The 17,952-nt window shown below is 72.1% G+C and carries 18 protein-coding genes; 12 read left to right on the plus strand and 6 right to left on the minus strand.

Going from position 1 to position 17,952, the window contains the following annotated elements; translation table 11 throughout:
* Positions 1-4 precede the first annotated feature (4 nt).
* The 7 genes from CRP56_RS19785 (at position 5) to CRP56_RS19810 (ending at position 6,686) form a co-directional block, all read left to right on the plus strand.
* Positions 5-784 carry a response regulator transcription factor gene (locus CRP56_RS19785; protein ID WP_097265833.1) on the plus strand — a complete coding sequence of 260 codons (780 nt, stop codon included), beginning with the start codon at positions 5-7 and terminating at the stop codon, positions 782-784.
* Positions 785-878: 94 nt separating this feature from the next.
* A complete protein-coding gene (locus CRP56_RS19790; RefSeq protein WP_097265835.1) occupies positions 879-1,901 on the plus strand; it encodes a LacI family DNA-binding transcriptional regulator in 1,023 nt (340 codons plus the stop codon).
* 142 nt (positions 1,902-2,043) lie between these two features.
* On the plus strand, positions 2,044-3,165 hold the full coding sequence (locus CRP56_RS19795) for a S1C family serine protease (RefSeq protein ID WP_097265837.1): 1,122 nt from the start codon (positions 2,044-2,046) through the stop codon (positions 3,163-3,165).
* Positions 3,166-3,227: 62 nt separating this feature from the next.
* Complete coding sequence (locus tag CRP56_RS47610) at positions 3,228-3,398, plus strand: hypothetical protein (protein WP_179851067.1); 171 nt, start codon at positions 3,228-3,230, stop codon at positions 3,396-3,398.
* 88 nt (positions 3,399-3,486) lie between these two features.
* The gene (locus CRP56_RS19800; protein ID WP_097265839.1) at positions 3,487-4,224 is read left to right on the plus strand and encodes a response regulator transcription factor; all 738 of its coding nucleotides are present in this window, start codon (positions 3,487-3,489) and stop codon (positions 4,222-4,224) included.
* Positions 4,221-5,657, plus strand: coding sequence for a HAMP domain-containing sensor histidine kinase (locus CRP56_RS19805; RefSeq protein WP_097265841.1), 1,437 nt, complete (start codon positions 4,221-4,223; stop codon positions 5,655-5,657). Before CRP56_RS19800 ends, CRP56_RS19805 begins: the two co-directional genes overlap by 4 nt.
* 45 nt (positions 5,658-5,702) lie before the next feature.
* On the plus strand, positions 5,703-6,686 hold the full coding sequence (locus CRP56_RS19810; protein ID WP_097265843.1) for an immunity 49 family protein: 984 nt from the start codon (positions 5,703-5,705) through the stop codon (positions 6,684-6,686).
* A gap of 187 nt (positions 6,687-6,873) precedes the next feature.
* Here the strand turns inward: CRP56_RS19810 and CRP56_RS19815 are convergent, their stop codons facing one another.
* Complete coding sequence (locus CRP56_RS19815) at positions 6,874-8,676, minus strand: bifunctional metallophosphatase/5'-nucleotidase (protein ID WP_097265845.1); 1,803 nt, start codon at positions 8,674-8,676, stop codon at positions 6,874-6,876.
* Positions 8,677-8,858: 182 nt separating this feature from the next.
* On the opposite strand from CRP56_RS19815, the gene mshD reads away from it, so the two are divergent.
* On the plus strand, positions 8,859-9,785 hold the full coding sequence (mshD, locus tag CRP56_RS19820; RefSeq protein WP_097265847.1) for a mycothiol synthase: 927 nt from the start codon (positions 8,859-8,861) through the stop codon (positions 9,783-9,785).
* Between the two features lie 139 nt (positions 9,786-9,924).
* Here the strand turns inward: mshD and CRP56_RS19825 are convergent, their stop codons facing one another.
* The 5 genes from CRP56_RS19825 to CRP56_RS19845 form a co-directional block, all read right to left on the minus strand.
* Complete coding sequence (locus CRP56_RS19825) at positions 9,925-10,569, minus strand: ABC transporter (protein ID WP_097265849.1); 645 nt, start codon at positions 10,567-10,569, stop codon at positions 9,925-9,927.
* A 37-nt stretch (positions 10,570-10,606) separates the two neighbouring features.
* Positions 10,607-12,127 carry an ABC transporter permease gene (locus tag CRP56_RS19830; protein ID WP_097265851.1) on the minus strand — a complete coding sequence of 507 codons (1,521 nt, stop codon included), beginning with the start codon at positions 12,125-12,127 and terminating at the stop codon, positions 10,607-10,609.
* Complete coding sequence (locus CRP56_RS19835; protein WP_097265853.1) at positions 12,124-12,987, minus strand: ABC transporter ATP-binding protein; 864 nt, start codon at positions 12,985-12,987, stop codon at positions 12,124-12,126. The genes CRP56_RS19830 and CRP56_RS19835 overlap by 4 nt, the downstream gene beginning before the upstream one ends.
* A complete protein-coding gene (locus tag CRP56_RS19840; RefSeq protein WP_097265855.1) occupies positions 12,984-13,802 on the minus strand; it encodes a hypothetical protein in 819 nt (272 codons plus the stop codon). The genes CRP56_RS19835 and CRP56_RS19840 overlap by 4 nt, the downstream gene beginning before the upstream one ends.
* An 82-nt stretch (positions 13,803-13,884) precedes the next feature.
* Entirely contained in the window at positions 13,885-14,424 is a 540-nt protein-coding gene (locus CRP56_RS19845; protein ID WP_059195759.1) for an RNA polymerase sigma factor, read from the minus strand.
* A gap of 144 nt (positions 14,425-14,568) precedes the next feature.
* Between CRP56_RS19845 and CRP56_RS19850 the strand changes: the two genes are divergently transcribed.
* From CRP56_RS19850 to CRP56_RS19865, 4 genes are all read left to right on the plus strand, one after another.
* Positions 14,569-15,009 carry a GntR family transcriptional regulator gene (locus CRP56_RS19850; RefSeq protein WP_097265857.1) on the plus strand — a complete coding sequence of 147 codons (441 nt, stop codon included), beginning with the start codon at positions 14,569-14,571 and terminating at the stop codon, positions 15,007-15,009.
* Positions 15,006-15,914 carry an ABC transporter ATP-binding protein gene (locus CRP56_RS19855; RefSeq protein ID WP_097265860.1) on the plus strand — a complete coding sequence of 303 codons (909 nt, stop codon included), beginning with the start codon at positions 15,006-15,008 and terminating at the stop codon, positions 15,912-15,914. Before CRP56_RS19850 ends, CRP56_RS19855 begins: the two co-directional genes overlap by 4 nt.
* Entirely contained in the window at positions 15,911-16,909 is a 999-nt protein-coding gene (locus CRP56_RS19860; protein WP_097265862.1) for a TMEM14 family protein, read from the plus strand. The genes CRP56_RS19855 and CRP56_RS19860 overlap by 4 nt, the downstream gene beginning before the upstream one ends.
* 70 nt (positions 16,910-16,979) lie before the next feature.
* On the plus strand, positions 16,980-17,951 hold the full coding sequence (locus CRP56_RS19865) for a hypothetical protein (RefSeq protein WP_097265864.1): 972 nt from the start codon (positions 16,980-16,982) through the stop codon (positions 17,949-17,951).
* Position 17,952 lies beyond the last annotated feature (1 nt).

Consider the following 17,952-nt stretch of genomic DNA (forward strand, 5'->3'; position numbering starts at 1 on the left):
CCGTATGAGTTCTCTGCTGCTCCTGACCAACGCCCTCCAGCCGTCGACGGAGGTGCTCCCCGCTCTCGGCCTGCTCCTGCACAACGTGCGAGTGGCTCCGGCGGAGGGCCCCGCCCTCGTCGACACCCCGGGTGCCGACATCATCCTGATCGACGGGCGCCGCGACCTGCCGCAGGTCCGCAGCCTGTGCCAGCTCCTGCGCTCCACGGGGCCGGGCTGTCCGCTCATCCTCGTCGTCACCGAGGGCGGCCTCGCCGCCGTCACCGCCGACTGGGGCATCGACGACGTCCTTCTGGACACCGCGGGACCGGCCGAGGTCGAGGCCCGCCTCCGGCTCGCGATGGGCCGCCAGCAGATCGTCAACGACGACTCCCCGATGGAGATCCGCAACGGCGACCTGTCGGTCGACGAGGCGACGTACTCCGCCAAGCTCAAGGGCCGGGTCCTGGACCTGACCTTCAAGGAGTTCGAGCTCCTCAAATACCTGGCCCAGCACCCGGGCCGCGTCTTCACGCGCGCCCAGCTGCTCCAGGAGGTCTGGGGCTACGACTACTTCGGTGGCACCCGGACCGTGGACGTGCACGTACGACGGCTGCGCGCCAAGCTCGGCCCCGAGCACGAGTCGCTGATCGGAACCGTCCGGAACGTCGGTTATCGATTCGTTACTCCGGAGAAGGGCGAGCGCGCGACGGACGACGCCAAGGGCAGGAGCGACCTGCCAAAGGCGGAGGAGACGGACGAGACGGTCGCTCTGGACGCCGCCGAGGTCAACGCCGAGGTCTGACGGAGTCCGGCGGGCGCGGGGGTCGCTCGGGCGGAGCACAGCGAAGACGGCTTACGCCCTGCCCAGAGCGGGTCCATCCGCGTAGACTCCGCGCGTGGCCAAGGTGACTCGAGATGACGTGGCGCGGCTGGCAGGGACGTCCACTGCCGTCGTCAGCTACGTCATCAACAACGGACCCCGGCCGGTCGCCCCGGCCACGCGCGAGCGCGTTCTCGCCGCGATCAAGGAGCTGGGGTACCGGCCCGACCGGGTCGCCCAGGCGATGGCGTCCCGGCGCACGGACCTCATAGGCCTGATCATCCCGGACGCCCGTCAGCCCTTCTTCGGCGAGATGGCGCACGCGGTGGAACAGGCCGCGGCCGAGCGCGGAAAAATGGTCCTGGTCGGCAACACCGACTACGTCGCCGAGCGCGAGACCCACTATCTGCGCGCCTTCCTCGGGATGCGGGTCTCCGGCCTGATCCTCGTCAGCCACGCGCTGAGCGACCTGGCCGCCGCCGAGATCGAGGCCTGGGACGCGCGCGTGGTGCTGCTGCACGAGCGTCCGGAGGCGATCGACGACGTCGCCGTCGTCCTCGACGACCTCGCCGGCGCGAAGACCGCCGTGGAACACCTGCTGGGCCACGGCCACCCCTACGTCGCCTGTATGGGCGGTACGGCGGACACCCCCGCCGTCGGCGACCCGGTCTCCGACCACGTCGAGGGCTGGCGGCGTGCGATGGAGGAGGCCGGCATCCCCACCGAGGGACGGCTCTTCGAGGCGCCGTACAACCGCTACGACGCCTACCAGGTGGCGCTCCAGCTGCTGTCGGGCCCGGACCGGCCCCCGGCGATCTTCTGTTCCACCGACGACCAGGCCATCGGCCTGCTGCGGGCGGCTCGCGAGCTGCGCATCGACGTGCCGGGCGAGCTGGCCGTCATCGGCTTCGACGACATCAAGGAAGCGGCGCTCGCCGATCCGCCGATGACAACGATCGCATCGGACCGCTCGGCGATGGCGCGGGCCGCGGTGGACCTCGTGCTCGACGACGGGCTGCGGGTGGCCGGGTCGCGTCGCGAGCGGTTGAAGGTGTTCCCATCGAAGCTGGTCGTACGCCGGTCCTGCGGCTGTGCATGAGGCTCCGCGGGCCTTTATGAGGCTTGTCTGAGAGAGCCCGGCCCGGCCCCAGTACCGGCTTTATATCGGGCAAACGAGGTTTTGGCGGCGTTCTCAGGGAGCACTCAGGAAGCTCTCATGGTCGGGCGACAAGCTCAGTTCCATGACCGAGAGCTTCCGCCGCGACGGCGAGTACGAGCAGTACACGAACCCGTATCAGGGCGCCCCGGTGAACCCGGAGTGGCCGCCCCCGCCGGCGCAGCCGCCCGCGCCGCAGCCGGTGCCGGTGGAGCCGGGGACCACGGTGTGGCCGGCGCAGACTCAGGTCGCCGGCGGAGACGGCAACGGCGGCAGTGACGGCGGTACGGCCGTGATGACGGCGGTCCCGGCCGGCCCCGCGCCCGCTCCGAAGAAGCGCGCCCGCGGTCCCTTCGCCCTTCTCGCCGCCGTCGCGATCGTCGCCGCGGCGATCGGTGGCGGCACGGCGTACGGCATCCAGGAGCTGACCGGCAACGACACCGTCGCCTCCAGCAGCACCAGCACCAATGTGGTGCCGTCCTCCGCCAGGGGCACGGTCTCCGGGGTCGCCAAGGCGGTCAGCCCGAGCATCGTCGAGATCAACGCGACGCTCAGCAACGGCTCCTCCACCGGCTCCGGCGTGATCATCACCAGCGACGGCGAGATCATCACCAACAACCACGTCATCGCCGGCGCCTCCTCGATCAAGGTCTCGACGAGCGACGGCAAGGAGTACACGGCGAAGGTCGTCGGGACCGACAGCAAGAAGGACCTCGCCCTGATCAAGCTGGAGAACGCCTCCGGCCTCACCCCCGCGACCCTCGGCAACTCCGACGGCGTCCAGGTCGGCGACCAGGTCGTGGCGATCGGCTCCCCCGAGGGCCTGACCGGCACGGTGACCAGCGGCATCGTCTCCGCCCTGAACCGTGACGTGACCGTCTCGACGGACGAGAGCCAGGGCCAGCAGCAACAGCAGGGCGGCGGGTGGCCGTTCGAGTTCGGCGGCCAGCAGTTCAACGGCGACACGGGGTCGTCGACGACGACGTACAAGGCGCTCCAGACGGACGCCTCGCTGAACCCCGGCAACTCCGGCGGCGCGCTGATCGACATGAACGGCAACATCATCGGCATCAACTCGGCGATGTACTCGGCGGCGGACTCCACGTCCTCCTCCAGCGCCGGCAGCGTCGGCCTCGGCTTCGCCATCCCGATCAACACCGTCAAGGCCGACCTCGCGACGCTGCGGGCCGGCGGCAGCGACAACTGACCCTCGGAACCGTGCCTGTTCTGTCCTGTTCCGTGTCCTGTTCTGTGCGTAAGGAGTGCGTCGTGATCAAGCAGGTTTCCCACACCGTGGCCGGCACCGACCCGGCCGGCCTCGCGCTGGTCCTTGAGGTGGCGTACGAGCTGCACGCGCCGACGGCGGTGGCCGTCCGGGCCCCGGAGATCTCCACGGTGGCCGCCCGCCGCACCGCCCGGCGCCGCAAGGTGCGTGCCTGACCGTCCTCCCTGTGCTTGACCCCGAAGCCCGCGAACATGCGAGGCTGAAGGCGCCCACGTCCCACCGCACCCCGAGGAACCGCGAGCGATGAGCCCCGCCGATGGCGACCGTGACCCCCAGCGCATCCTGATCGTCGACGACGAGCCGGCGGTGCGCGAAGCGCTCCAGCGCAGCCTCGCGTTCGAGGGCTACGACACGGAGGTCGCGGTCGACGGCGCGGACGCGCTGGAGAAGGCGACCGCGTACCGGCCCGACCTGGTGGTTCTCGACATCCAGATGCCCCGCATGGACGGCCTCACCGCCGCCCGCCGGATGCGGGGCGCGGGCACGACGACGCCGATCCTGATGCTGACGGCCCGGGACACCGTGGGCGACCGGGTGACCGGCCTCGACGCGGGCGCCGACGACTACCTGGTCAAGCCGTTCGAACTGGACGAGCTGTTCGCGCGCGTCCGCGCGCTGCTGCGGCGCAGCTCCTACGCGGCGGCCGCGGCCGATGCGGGCGTGGTGGAGGACGAGGCGCTGACCTTCGCCGACCTCCGCATGGACCTGGCGACGCGGGAAGTCACCCGGGCCGGGCGGCCGGTGGAGCTGACGCGCACCGAGTTCACGCTGCTGGAGATGTTCATGGCGCATCCGCGGCAGGTGCTGACGCGGGAACAGATCCTGAAGGCGGTGTGGGGCTTCGACTTCGAGCCGTCGTCGAATTCGCTGGACGTGTACGTGATGTACCTGCGCCGCAAGACGGAGGCCGGTGGTGAGCCTCGGCTCGTGCACACCGTGCGGGGCGTGGGGTATGTGCTGCGACAGGGCGGCGCGGAGTGAGGAAGCTTCTGCGCCGCTTCCAGACGCTGCCCATTCGGGCACGGCTGTCGTTGCTGGTGGCTGCGGCGGTGGCGTTTGCGGTGGCGGCGGTTTCGGTGACGTGCTGGTTCATCGTGCAGGGGAAGTTGTACGACCAGGTGAACAAGGATCTTGACAAGATGCTGGGGCGTGGAGTGGGCCCTGACGGTGTGATCGTGTGCGCCACCTCGCAGGATGACAAGGACGAGTTCCAGCCCAAGAACGGCTATGTGCAGCTCGTCAGGGAAGACGGCACGACCTGCGTTCCCCGGTACTCCGAAGGCACGGTCAAGGTCACCGACTCCGACAAGAACGTGATCAAGAAGGCCGAGCTGAACAAGGGCATCTATCGCAACGGCACCGACGAGGACGGCAGCGCAGTCCGTGTGCTGACCGTCTACAAGGGCATTGACCAGGTCACCTCGCAACCGGCTGCCCTTATGGTCGCGACCTCGCTCAAGGGCACGCAGTCCACCCTCAACGAACTTTCCCTCATCCTCCTCCTCGTCTCCGGCATCGGTGTCCTCGGCGCCGGTGCCGCCGGGCTCGCCGTGGCCCGCGCAGGGCTTCGTCCCGTCGACAAGCTCACCGAGGCCGTCGAACACGTGGCCCGTACCGAGGACCTGAGCGTCCGCATCCCGGTCGAGGACGACGCCGAGGACGAAGTGGCCCGGCTCTCCCGTTCCTTCAACTCGATGACGTCCTCCCTCGCCAGCTCCCGCGACCTCCAGCAGCAGTTGATCGCGGACGCCGGTCACGAGCTCCGCACTCCCCTGACCTCATTGCGGACCAACATCGAGCTCCTCACCCGGAGTGAGGAGACAGGCCGGCCCATCCCCGAGGCCGACCGCAAGGCGCTGCTCGCCTCGGTGAAGGCGCAGATGACCGAACTGGCGGCGCTCATCGGCGACTTGCAGGAGCTGTCCCGGTCCGAGGGGCAGCGAGGCGAGCGCGTGCAGGTCGTGTCCCTGGAGGACACCGTCGAGTCGGCGCTCCGCCGGGCCCGGCTCCGCGGGCCGGAGTTGACGATCAACGCGCACCTGGAGCCGTGGTTCTCGCGCGCGGAGCCCGCCGCGCTGGAGCGTGCCGTCGTCAACATCCTCGACAACGCGGTGAAGTTCAGCCCCGACGGCGGCACGATCGACGTACGGCTGGAGCGCGGCGTCATCACCGTCCGCGACCACGGCCCCGGCATCCCCGCCGACGAACTCCCGCACGTCTTCGACCGCTTCTGGCGCTCCCCCAGCGCCCGCGCCCTCCCCGGCTCCGGCCTCGGCCTGTCCATCGTCGCCCGCACCGTGGAACAGGCCGGCGGCGAGGTCACCCTCGGCCACGCGGACGGCGGCGGCACGATCGCGACCGTACGGCTGCCGGGGGCGCCTACGCCTCCCCCCGACACTGTCGGTGCTCGTTGATAACGTGCCTCGTCCAGTGATCACCTGCATGAAGGGACGGGGCGCGTGCGGGAAGTGACATGCCATCAGGTCGGTGAGCAGCGGTTGGCCGAGGCGCTCGACGACATCCATGGGCGGGCCTACGCACGCTGGCACTCGCTGCGGTACGGCAGCATCTCGCCGGCCCTGATACGGGCGATGGCGGACGAGCTCCTCGACCATGTCGCCGCGCGTGCGGTCGCCGAGCCGGGGCTCGACGCCGCGGCCGCCACGGTCGCCGTCACCGCCGCGGAGTGTGTGCACGGAGTGCTGAGCGTCATGTGCTTCCCGGGCGGCGACCAGGAAATCCGGTTCCCGCTGGTCGGGGAGGTGATCAGCACGGACCCCGACGACGACGAGTTCGGGGACGGGCCGATCACCTTCCGGGACGTCGTCCGGGAGGCGCCCACCGCGCGGACCTGGCTCGACATGTTCGAGGTATGCGTCGTCAGCGGGCACGTGTGGGACTGGGAGCGGGTCACCGGGCTGCTGCTGCGGGGCGACTACGCGCCCGCCATCCGCGACGGCGTGCCGTACAACTCGTACACCTCCGTCTCCGCCCCCGCCGACCTCGCCGCCATGGACGCGCTGTGCCTCTATCTCACCGAGGCGGCCGGGCATCTCCCGCGCGACTGGCCGACCGTTCCGCTGCGCAAGCCCGACGCCGGGGAGCTGGCCGGGGCCGCGAGGGGGCTCGATGGGGCCGGTGCCCTGACCGCGGACCAGCGGCTGCTGCGCGTACTCCTGGACGACGACCAAGAAGCCTTCGAGGACGCCCTCGTCGCCCACCTCGTCGGGTACCGGGAGAGTGTCGTCGAGGATGATCCCGCACCGCGCACCCTCCTCCCCCTCGGCGCCCTCACCCTGGCCTGCCTCGCGGTGCAGGTGCACGGGTGGGAGCTCGGCGTCCGGTCCGGGTATCTGCCGTACGGACTGCTGGGATCGACGGACGCGCTGCGCCGGGCGGCCGAGGGCAACCGGAACACCTTGGGCCTGTGGGCTGCCAAGTAGCCGTCAAGGAGTGGGCGGCAGGAACGTGACCTTGCGGGTGGCGTGCGGGGTGCTGGAGGTCGTCATCAATGACGTACCGGGGTGGGACCTCGCCCTGCGGCCTTCCTGAGCGATACGCCAGGAGGCGGCCGCGTCGATGACGCGGCCGCCTCTTTCTGCCTGCCCCGCAGGGTTACTTCACGCAGGGTTACTTCACGATCGTGATCCGGTTCGTCGCCGGGGGCGCGATCGGGTTGGTGGCCGAGGAGTTGGCCGTGAGGTACTGCTCCAGCGCGGCCAGGTCGTCCGTGCCGACGAGGTCGTTGGTGCCCTGGCCGAGCGTGGTGAAGCCGTCGCCGCCGCCCGCGAGGAAGCTGTTGGTGGCGACGCGGTAGGTGGCCGTCGGGTCGAGGGTCGTGCCGTTGAGCTTGATCGAGTCGACGACGATCCGGTCGGCGCCGGTCTTCGTCAGGTCCAGGGTGTAGGTGAGGCCCGAGGACGGCTGGAGGATCTTCGGGGAGGCCGCGTTGCCGCCGCTGACCTGCTCCTTGAGGACCTGGATCAGCTGGGCGCCGGTGTAGTCCTGGAGGTTCACGGTGTTGGAGAACGGCTGGACCGTGAAGCCCTCGGCGTAGGTGACGACTCCGTCGCCTTCCGTGCCCTTCTGCGCGTACGTCAGACCCGCCCGCACACCGCCCGGGTTCATCAGCGCGAGGTCGGTCTCCGGGTCGAGCTGCTTGCCGTACGCCAGTTGCGCGTCCGCGATCAGGTCGCCCATCGGGGACTCGGTGCCGGTGTTCGCGATGTCGGCGGAGATGTAGCCGATCGCGCGGTTGCCGACGGGCGCCGCGAGGGTGTTCCACTTGCCGATCAGCTCGGTCATGTCCGGCGCCTTCGCGACGGTCCGGGTGACCACGTGGTTCGCCGACTTCACCGACGTACGGGCGATGTCACCCGTCCACCGGTCGTACGTCAGCGTCGTGTCCGTGTAGAGGCGGCCGAAGGAGGCCGCCGAGGTGACCGTGCGCGGGTTGCCCGCCGGGTCGTTGATGGTGCAGGCGTAGGCGGCGTGGGTGTGACCCGTCACCAGCGCGTCGACCTGCGGGGTGATGTTCTTGGCGATGTCCACGATCGGGCCGGAGATGCCGTCGCCCGCGCCCGGGGAGTCGCAGTTGTAGTTGTACGCGCCCGACGCCGGGGCGCCGCCCTCGTGGATGAGGGCCACGATCGACTTCACGCCCTGGGCCTGGAGCACCCGCGCGTACTTGTTGATCGTCTCGACCTCGTCCTTGAACTTCAGGCCCTTGACGCCCTCGGCGGAGACGACACCGGGGGTGTCCTCCAGGGTGACGCCGATGAAGCCGACCTTGATGCCGTCCTTCTTCCACACCCAGTAGGGCTTGAGGATCGGCTTGCCGGTCTTCTCGTTCAGGACGTTGGCGGCCAGGTACGGGAAGTTCGCGCCCTCGAACCCCTCGTCCGTGTAGCAGCCGGCCGTCGGGTGGCAGCCGCCGTGCTGGAGGCGGGCCAGTTCCCTGGCTCCCTCGTCGAACTCGTGGTTGCCGACGGAGGTGACGTCCAGGTCCAGCTTGTTGAGCGCCTCGATGGTGGGCTCGTCGTGGAAGAGACCCGAGATCAGGGGCGAGGCGCCGACCATGTCGCCACCGGCCGCGGTGATGGAGTACTTGTGGCCCGCGCGCGCGTCGCGCAGATGCGTGGCGAGGTACTCGACACCACCGGCGTCGATCGTCTTGCTGGTGCCGTCCGCCTGGAGCTCGGTGACGCGCCCGGAGGAACCGGACGGGGGCTCCAGATTGCCGTGCAGGTCGTTGAAGGACAGCAGCTGCACGTCCTGGTAACGGCTGGGCAGCTTGCCCGGTTTGCCTGACTCGACCGGGGCGGCCGACGAGGGCAGCGCGGCGGCGAGGGCGCCGGCGGTCGCGAGACCGGCGGCTGCGGCGAGCAGCCGGACGGTCCGTCTGCGGCGGTGCGGCTGGGATATGGCTGGCATACGCCCCCCTGTGGGTCGTCTGAGCAAGTGGGCCCCGTCCGGCGCAGCCTAAAGTCAACGCGCGTAGCGCGACAGGGGTTTCTTGGTTACATCCTGGTTTCCCTTTGCCCTCACCTTTGCTGACGCTTTGCAGGGTTTACAGTGCCGCCGGTTTGCGGGTTCTCCCCCGTACCCTCGTACGCATGACCAGCGACGACACCGTGCGGCCCGGCAGCACTCGCTCCATCCAGACCTGCTCGGCACTCTCCCCGGACCAGACGGACGCCGTCCTCGCGCTCCTCGCGGCGGCCGCCCGCAGCGACGGCCAGCAAGCCGTCTCGGAACAGGGCCGGTTGCAACTGCGCGGCGGCACCCGCGAGGGAGTGGCCCATCTGCTGCTGACCGTCGACGACGAACTCGTCGGCTACGCCCAGCTGGAGGACACCGACCCCGTGGAGGCCCCGGCCGCCGAGCTGGTCGTCCACCCCGCGCACCGCGGTCGCGGCCACGGCCGGGCCCTCGGCTCGGCCCTCCTCGCCGCCTCCGGCAAACGGCTGCGGGTGTGGGCCCACGGCGGGCACGCCGCCGCCCGCCATCTCGCCCAGGTCCTCGGCCTGACCCTGTTCCGTGAGCTACGGCAGATGCGGCGGCCGTTGACCGACCTCGACCTGCCCGACCCGGTCCTGCCGGACGGTGTGACCGTACGGTCCTTCGTCCCCGGCACCGACGACGCCGCCTGGCTCGCCGTGAACGCCGCCGCGTTCGCCCACCATCCCGAGCAGGGCTCCCTCGTCCAGCGCGACCTCGACGACCGGATGGCCGAGCCCTGGTTCGACCCCGCCGGGTTCTTCCTCGCCTTCCGCGGCGACGAACTCGTCGGCTTCCACTGGACCAAGGTCCATGCGGCGGAGGGGCTGGGCGAGGTGTACGTCCTCGGCGTGAAGCCGGGCGTCCAGGGCGGGGGGCTCGGCAAGTCCCTCACGACCATCGGGCTGCGGCACCTCGCCGCGCAGAGGCTGCCGACCGCGATGCTCTATGTCGACGCGGACAACAAGGCGGCGGTGTCGGTGTACGAGCGCCTCGGGTTCGTCACCTATGAGACGGACCTGATGTACCGCACGGAGACGTGAGGTGACACCGGGGCCTCAGCGCCTCGGGGTCCGGGGACCTCAGGCCCTGGCGGGCTTCAAGACCACCCGGCCCTGAGAGTCCGGGGCCCTCAGGCCCTGACGGGCTCAAAAACCACCCGGCCCTGAGGGTCCCGGGACGTCAGGCCCTGGTCGCCTTCAAGACCACCCGCCGTCTCAACGGCTCCGGCCCGCACACCCCCCACACCACCACCGCGCCGACCAGCACCAACCCCCACCGGTCATGCGCCTGCGCCCACCTCGGGTCCTGCGGCCCCACGAACAGCGCCCACCGCCCCGGCCACAGCAGCAGCCCCAGCACGGCCGTCGTCAGCACCGCGCCGGCCACCGCCTGCCCCGGCTCCGCCGCCTGGGTGAAGCGGATCGCCGCCGCCGACGCCGCGAGCGCCAGCGTGAACGCCGCGCCCGCCTCCAGGGTCACGTCGCCCACGGGCGGACGTATCCCGTCCGGCACGAGCAGCACCGTCGCCGTCCACCACGCCGCGGCGACCGGCGCGACGAGCGCCACCCGCAGGGCGTGACGGACAGGCCGACGGGTCGGCACCGGGGTCGTGGTGTGCCGGGCCGGGTCGTCCAGCACGAACGCCAGGCCCAGGGCGAAGGCGAGGACGGCGGCCCGCAGCAGGTTCAGCGCCAGCGGCTCGTCGGCCGTGTCCGACAGCCGCGCCATCGAGACGATCAGCAGCCCCACGGCACCCGAGGCACCGAGCGCCCGCCAGGGCAGGGTGCGCAGAACGGGGACCAACAACGCTCCGATCAGCCGCACTTGCCCACCCCCAGAGCCAGCGACATCGGCCCGCCCCTCAGTCGCACTTGTCCGCCCCCACCTTCGCCTTGACCCCCAGCAGCTCCGCCACCCGAGCCGTCGTCACCTTCGGGGACACCAGCTCGACCCAGTGCTGCTTCACCTTCGCCGCCACCTCGTCCCGCGGCTGCTCCAGCAGCGTGCGGACGACCGTCGTCTGACCGGCCGTCATCGACAGCGGGTTGGTCTGGGACAGCACGATCGCCGAGCCGCTCGCGCTGTCGTCGAGGCGGACGTTCTTGAGGCTGCCGATCGGGTCGGACCGCCCGGCCAGGGCCAGCCACATGACCGTGACCATGCGGCCGTCGCACAGCTCACCGGTCGTCTTCTCGTCGCCGGTGACCAGCACTCCCGCGACGGCGGCCGAGAACTCCGGGACGCGGTTGCCGCCCCAGGCCGTGCCCACCGTCACCTGGTGCGGGGTCGTCGCGGGGTCGAGGGCGGCGTCGCCGTCGAGGCCGTAGCGCGCGTCGAGCCGCTGGCGGACGAGGAGGCTCTGGTCGTGGGCGGTGCCGCCGGCGAGGGACTGGACCTCGGCCACGGTCCGCGCCCAGTCCGCGGTCCGGCCCCGCCACTCGGGGAAGGCGCAGTAGCGCGACCCGTCCCGCTCCACGCACGTCTGCACCTGCTCGGGGTGGAGCGTGGCCCGCTCCCGCGCCGCCGTCACCTCGGAGGAGACTCCCTGGCCCTGCGCGACCGCGCCGAGGACCGTCAGCGCCAGCGCCCCGACGAACCCGGCCTGCACGGACCGCGCGCGCAGCCCACCGCCGACCAGCACCGCGAGCAGCGCCACCGTCAGACCGAGCGCGGCGAGATAGAGCGCGTGCCAGGCGGCGGGGCGGCCGATCAGGTCGGAGGGCAGAGTGTTGCTGCTGCTGACGCCTATGACCGGGGTCAGCCAGCGGGTCCAGCCCTCGTCGACGCCGGCGCCGGTGCCGAGCAGGAAGAGGAACAGGAAGAAGACCACGACCAGCGGTGCCGTGAAGGCCGTCCTGATCACGCGGGCGATCAGCACGCCGGCCGCCCCGAACGCCAGCACCGTCAGCGGTCCGACCAGCAGCTCGCCCGGCGAACCGTGCCCGAGCGCGCCCGGCCTGAGCGCCTGCCATCCGAACTGCCCGGCCACGCACACCGCGGTGAGCAGGGCGGCCGGGACCACGGACAGCAGATGCGCGGCCGTCCGGTGTGCCCTGCTCATCACCAGCACCGTGAAGTGCCGTTCGGTGTCGCGGCGGAGGGATCTCAGCACGGCCTGGTTCACGGCCAGCAGGACCGCGAGGCCGATGAGGAGCGGACCGCCCTGGGTGGCGCGGTCGGCGTCCTGGAGGGCGGGGTAGCCGTCCGCGTAGTCCTGGGCCTGCCATACGATCCAGGCCGCGTAGACCAGGAAGCCGAGCAGCACCGGGATGGTCGTGAGGAGCCTGCGCGCCTCGAAGCGGGCCAGGGCGAACACGGCCGCCCAGGAGTTCTGTGACGGTGTCTGCGTGGCGGTCGGGGCCGCCTGAATGAGCGTGCTCATGCCGCCGCCACCTCCACGCCCGCGTCGTCCAGGGTGAGCAGGTAGCCGTCCTCCAGGGTGGGGTCGGTGAGGTCCGCGCCGGCGGGCGGGTTGCCCACGTTGCGGAAGGTGCCGGTGCCGGTGCGCCAGCCCGCCTTCGCGCCCGGGTCGCGGTCCGCGCTGTTCCACACGCGTCCCGCGGCCACCGCGGTCAGCTCGGCCGGGGTGCCGTCGAAGCGGATCCGGCCGCCGGCCATCACCACGACCCGGTGGCAGAGCATCGCCACGTCCTCGGTCTGGTGGGTGGACAGGAGCACGGTCCGGCCCTCGCCCGCCCGGGCGATCAACTCCCTGAAGCGCATGCGCTGTTCGGGGTCGAGGCCGACCGTCGGCTCGTCGAGGACGAGGAAGCCGGGGTCGCCGACGAGCGCCGCCGCGAGCGCCACTCGCTGGCGCATGCCGCCGGACAGCTTCTTGATGCGCTTGCCGCGGACGTCGCCCAGGTCGACCTCGTCCAGCACCCGCCGGACTTCGCGATGGCGGGCGCCGCGGTCGGTGAGCTCCTTCAGGATCGCCACGTAGTCGACGAACTCGAAGGCCGTGAAGTCCGGGTGGAAGCCGGGGGTCTGCGGCAGATAGCCGAGCCGGCGCCGCACCTCCTGACGTCCGCGCGCGGTGCCCGGGTCGTTCCCGAGGACCGTGAAGGCGCCGCGGTCGGCGGGGACGGCCGTGGCCAGCACTCGCAACAGGGTGGTCTTTCCGGCCCCGTTGGGGCCGAGCAGCCCGGTGACGCCTCGGGTCAGCCGCAGCGACACGTCGTCGAGGGCGCGGGTGCCGCCGTAATGGAGGCTGAGCCCCTCGGCGGAGACGGTGGGTGTCATACGGCACTCCTGTGGAAGACGTCGAATCGGTCACGTACGAGGAAGAGCAGGCCGACCGCGAGGGCGGCGACCACCGCGGCGGCGCCCTGGCCGGCCGCGGTGAACGGCGAGAGCGGGCCGTCCCCGGCCCGTTCGGCGGCGACGAGCAGCGCGACCCACGCCCCGCCGACCAGCGACGGAGCGAGCACCGGCCCCAGCCGGGGGGTGAGCGCGAGCCCGGTCGCGGTCAGGGCCAGCGCGGGCAGCAGCCAGGCCAGCGCCCGCAGGCCGTACGAGGGCAGCGCGAGGGTCGCCAGGCCGTTGAGGCCCAGGCCCGCGGCGAGCACCGCCACCGTGCGGATCATCAGCAGCCGGAAGCCGTGCACCGGGCTGACGACCGCCATCTCGTAGGTCGGGTCCAGCGCGGGGCCGTACGACAGCGCGACGCCGGCGAGCGGGAGCAGCGGGGCGAGGGCCAGGAAGAGGGTCGGCGAGTCGGCCGTGTAGACCACGCCCACGGTCGTCACCAGCAGGAACACCACCGCCGCGAGCCAGGAACGGCGCAGTACGGGGGTCGCCGTGAGCAGCCGGGCGACATGGTCGGCGACGCCGAGCCGCACGAGCAGCCCCTCCAGCAGCCCCCTTCGGGGGACGTCGAGTTCGGCGTCGAGCCGCTCCCAGCCGGCGTCGAGGGTGACCGGGTCGCTCACCGCGGCGAGCGCCTCCCGGCAGTCCGCGCAGGCCATCAGATGGGTGTCGGCGGACCAGAGCATGGGCGGCGCCAACTCGCCCCGGGCGTAGGCCCGCAGGTCCTGTTCGTCCACATGCCATGTCATGCCGTCACCTCCACTGTTCGCCCCCGCACCGACCGGGCCATCCGCGCGCGGCCCCGCAGGCCCCGTCTGTCCATCCGCCCGCTCATGCCAGCGCCTCCCGCAGTTGCTTGCGGGCGCGCGAGGCCCGCGTCTTGACCGTCCCCGGCGGAATCCCCAGGACGACGGCGGCCTCGCGGGTGGTCAGTCCGTCGATGACCGTCGCCTGGAGGACCGCGCGGAGCTCCGGCGAGAGCCGGACCAGGGCGCCCGCGAGGTCTCCGTGCTCCACCCCCGCGAGCACGCGTTCCTCCGCGGACGCCTCGTCCCGGTGCCGCAGCCTGGCCAGGGCCTGCCGCAGCCGCCCCCGCGCCCCGTCACCGCGCAGCGCGTCGACCAGCCGCCGCGACCCGATCCGCCACAGCCACCCGGCCACGTCGCCGTCCTCCCGATAACGGGCCTTGCCGCGCCAGATCGCGAGGAAGGTCTCCTGCACGACGTCGTCGACTATCCCGGCGTCGGCGCACCGGCCCCGCAGTCGCGCGGTCAGCCAGGGCGCGAACCGCCGGTACAGCTCCTCGAAGGCGCGCCGGTCCCCGTCTGCCGCGGCCCGCAGCAGCTCTCCGTCGCTTCTCGTCTCGCTCACACCCCCTCATCGCACGAGCCCCACCGATCGGTTCACGGATCGGCGAACGACTTTCCGCAGCCGCCACCCAAAACCGCCGCTTGACTTTGCCACCCCCCTTCCACCACCCTTTCACTACTCAATTAGTGAAAGGGTGGTTCACGGGTGCTCGAGTACCGCATCGACCGGCACTCCGGGGTCGCCACGTACGTCCAGATCGTCCAGCAGACCAAGCAGGCCCTCCGACTGGGCCACCTGGAGCCGGGCGACAAGCTCCCCACGGCGCGCGAAGTAGTGGAGGCCACCGCCATCAACCCCAACACCGTTCTCAAGGCCTACCGCGAGCTGGAGCGCGAGGGACTGGTCGAGGCCCGCCGCGGACTCGGCACCTTCGTGCGCCGCGGTCTCGGCGCCGCCCCGGCCGACTCGCCGCTCAACGCCGAGCTGGACGGCTGGACGGCCAAGGCCCGCGAGGCCGGCCTGGACCGGGACGACGTGGCCGCCCTCTTCACCGCCGTACTCGACAAGCACTTCCCGACGCAGTTCCCGACACAGTTCCCCGCACCGACCGCCGCACCCCAGCACAGCCAGGGAGACCCTTCATGACCGACACCGCCCTCGAGGCAGCCGCGCTGGGCAAGCGTTTCGGGCGGCTGCGGCGGAGCGCCGGATGGGCCCTGCGGGACTGCTCCTTCGCCCTCCCCGCCGGACGCGTGTGCGCCGTCGTCGGCCCCAACGGCGCGGGCAAGTCCACCCTGCTCGCCCTCGCGGCGGGCCTGCTGGCCCCGACCGAGGGCACGCTCACCGTGCTCGGGGCGCCCGTCGGCCAGGCACGCGCGCGGGTGGGCTTCGTCGCACAGGACAAGCCGCTCTACCCCCAGCTCACCGTCGCCGAGACGCTCCGCATGGGCGGCGACCTCAACCCCGGCCGCTGGGACGCGCGTGCCGCCGAGCGGATCGCGACCGGCGGCGACCTCGACCCGAAGGCCCGCATCCGCTCCCTGTCCGGCGGTCAGCGCACCCGGGTCGCGCTCGCCCTCGCCCTCGGCAAACGGCCCGAACTGCTGCTCCTGGACGAGCCGATGGCCGACCTCGACCCGCTGGCCCGGCACGAGCTGATGGGCGTCCTGATGTCCCAGGCCGCCCAGCACGGCACCACGATCGTCATGTCCTCACACGTCGTGGCGGAGCTGGAGGACTCGTGCGACCACCTGCTGCTGATCGGCGGCGGCCGGGTCCGGCTCGCCGGGGAGATCGACGACCTGCTGGAGACGCACGCGCGCGTGTCGGCCGCCGCCGACACCGACCTCGCCCCGCACGCCGTCGTCGAGTCCCGCATCACGGGCCGACAGCTCACCGCCCTGATCCGCCCGGCCGCCCCGCTCCCCGCCGACTGGCGCACCGGCACGCCGTCCCTGGAGGAACTGGTCCTGTCCTACCTGCGCAACCCCGAGGCGCAGGCGACGGCGACGGGCACCCCGGCGAAGTCCCCCGAGGAGTCCGTCGCATGACCGCCCTCACCCCGCCCGCCCCAAGCACCCCGCACCTCACCCGCTGGCTGATCCGCCTGCACCGCCCGGCCCTGCTGTTCTGGACGGCCGTGATCGTCACCGTCTCCGGCGTCCTGCTGTGGCTGGGCGGTCCGCTCGCCGACGCGTCCGCGGATGCCTGGCGTGCGTACGACGCCTGCCAGGCATCCGCGTGCCGGTACGACCAGGCCGCGATCCTCCGCTACAAGGACGTCTACGCCTACACGACCTACGCCGTGCTCGCCGCACCCTTCCTGGTCGCCGCCTGGGCCGGCGCCGCCCTCACCGGCCGCGAGGTGGAGACCGGCACCGCGCGGCTGGCGTGGACGCAGAGCACCTCCCCGCTGCGCTGGTTCGCCTCCCGGCTGGCGCTCCCGGCGGCCGTCGTCACCGCGGGCACCGGCCTGCTGGTCCTGCTGCACCACCTGGCGTGGTCGGCGGGCAAGGGCCGCATCGACAGCCTCAAGAGCTGGTACGACCTGCCGACCTTCTACGCCAACGGCCCGGTCGTCGTCGCCCTGGCCCTGGCCGGTCTGGTCGCGGGCGCCCTCGCGGGCCTGCTCCGGCGCGGTTCCCTGCCGGCCCTGGTCGCGGGCCTGGGCTTCACCGGCCTGCTCTGGTACGGCGTCCAGCTGGCCATGCCCCACCTGTGGACCACGTCCACCGCCGTGGTCGGCCTGCGCCGCTTCGCCCCGGCCGGCGGCGGCCTCGGCGTCGACGAGGGCATCGTGACCGCCACCGGCGCCCACGTCTCCAACCCGACCTGCGCCAACTCCGAGAACGTCGAATGCCTCGCGTTCTACGACAAGTTCGACGCCGTCGGCTGGTACCGCGACTACCACCCCGCCTCCCACTACTGGCCCCTCCAGCTCACCGCGACCGCCCTGGTCCTCGCCCTCACCGCGCTGCTGACCCTGCTGGCCTTCCGGCTGCTGCACCGGGAGACCGCCCGCCGCCGCGCGGGAGGGCCCGCATGAGCTCCTTCCGCAGGACAGGCCCTACCCGCCGCACCGTCCCCGCCCGCACGCCCCGCCAGGAGTCCCCCGCATGACCGCGACCACCACCGCCCCGGCGCCCGCCGCGGGAAGACCCGCCGCCACCGGGCGCACGGTGCTGCGCCTGCACCGCGGCGCGCTGATCGTCTGGCTGGTCGCCGTGGCCGCCGCCGCGGGCAGCCTGCTGTGGGCGTACGGTCCCGGCGCCACCGAGGTCTATGCCAACTGGCGGCGGGGGTGCCCCGACGACATCGACGCCTGCACGTGGGACACCACGATCAACGGCTACTACCGGGCCGTACGCCTTCCCGAGCTGGCGCTCTCCTTGCTGTGCCTGCCCGTCGCCGCCTGGGCCGGGGCCGCGCTGACCGGCCGCGAGATGGAGAACGGCACCGCGAAGCTGGCCTGGACGCAGTCCGTGAGCCCGGCTCGCTGGCTGGTCGGCAAGCTCGCCGTGCCGGCCGCCGTGCTCACCGCGGGCACGACCGTGCTGGTGCTGGTGCACCGCCTGACCTTCGAGGCGAACCCGTTCCCGGTGTACCTGACCTGGTCGGAGCGGGAGGTCTTCGTCGCCAACGGCACCGTCGCCCTGGCCCTGCCCCTGTGCGCCCTCGCCCTCGGCGCGCTCACCGGCCTGCTGCTGCGCCGCACCCTGCCCGCGCTCGCCCTGGGCACCGCGGTCACCTGGGGCGTCGTCCGCCTCGCCGCCCTGGTGAGCCCCGACCTGTGGCCGTGGAAGACCGCCACCGCGTCCCTGGAGTCCGAGTGGCCCGCCACGAACGGCGACGTCGCGTTCGGCGACCAGGGCATGCTGACCGACACGGGAGCCCGCATCCCCTACCCGAACTGCGGCGACGACTTCGAGCGGTGCATGGCCGACCACCACGCGGTCGCCTTCTACGCCGACTACCACCCCGCCGCCCACTTCTGGCCCCTCCAGCTCGTGGAGACCGGCATCCTGCTCGGCGTCGCCACCGCGGCCGTCGCCACCGCGTTCTGGCTGCTGCGCCGCCGTACCGCCTGAC

The sequence above is a fragment of the Streptomyces sp. TLI_55 genome (genome assembly GCF_900206255.1).
In the GTDB taxonomy this organism is placed as follows: domain Bacteria; phylum Actinomycetota; class Actinomycetes; order Streptomycetales; family Streptomycetaceae; genus Streptomyces; species Streptomyces aquilus.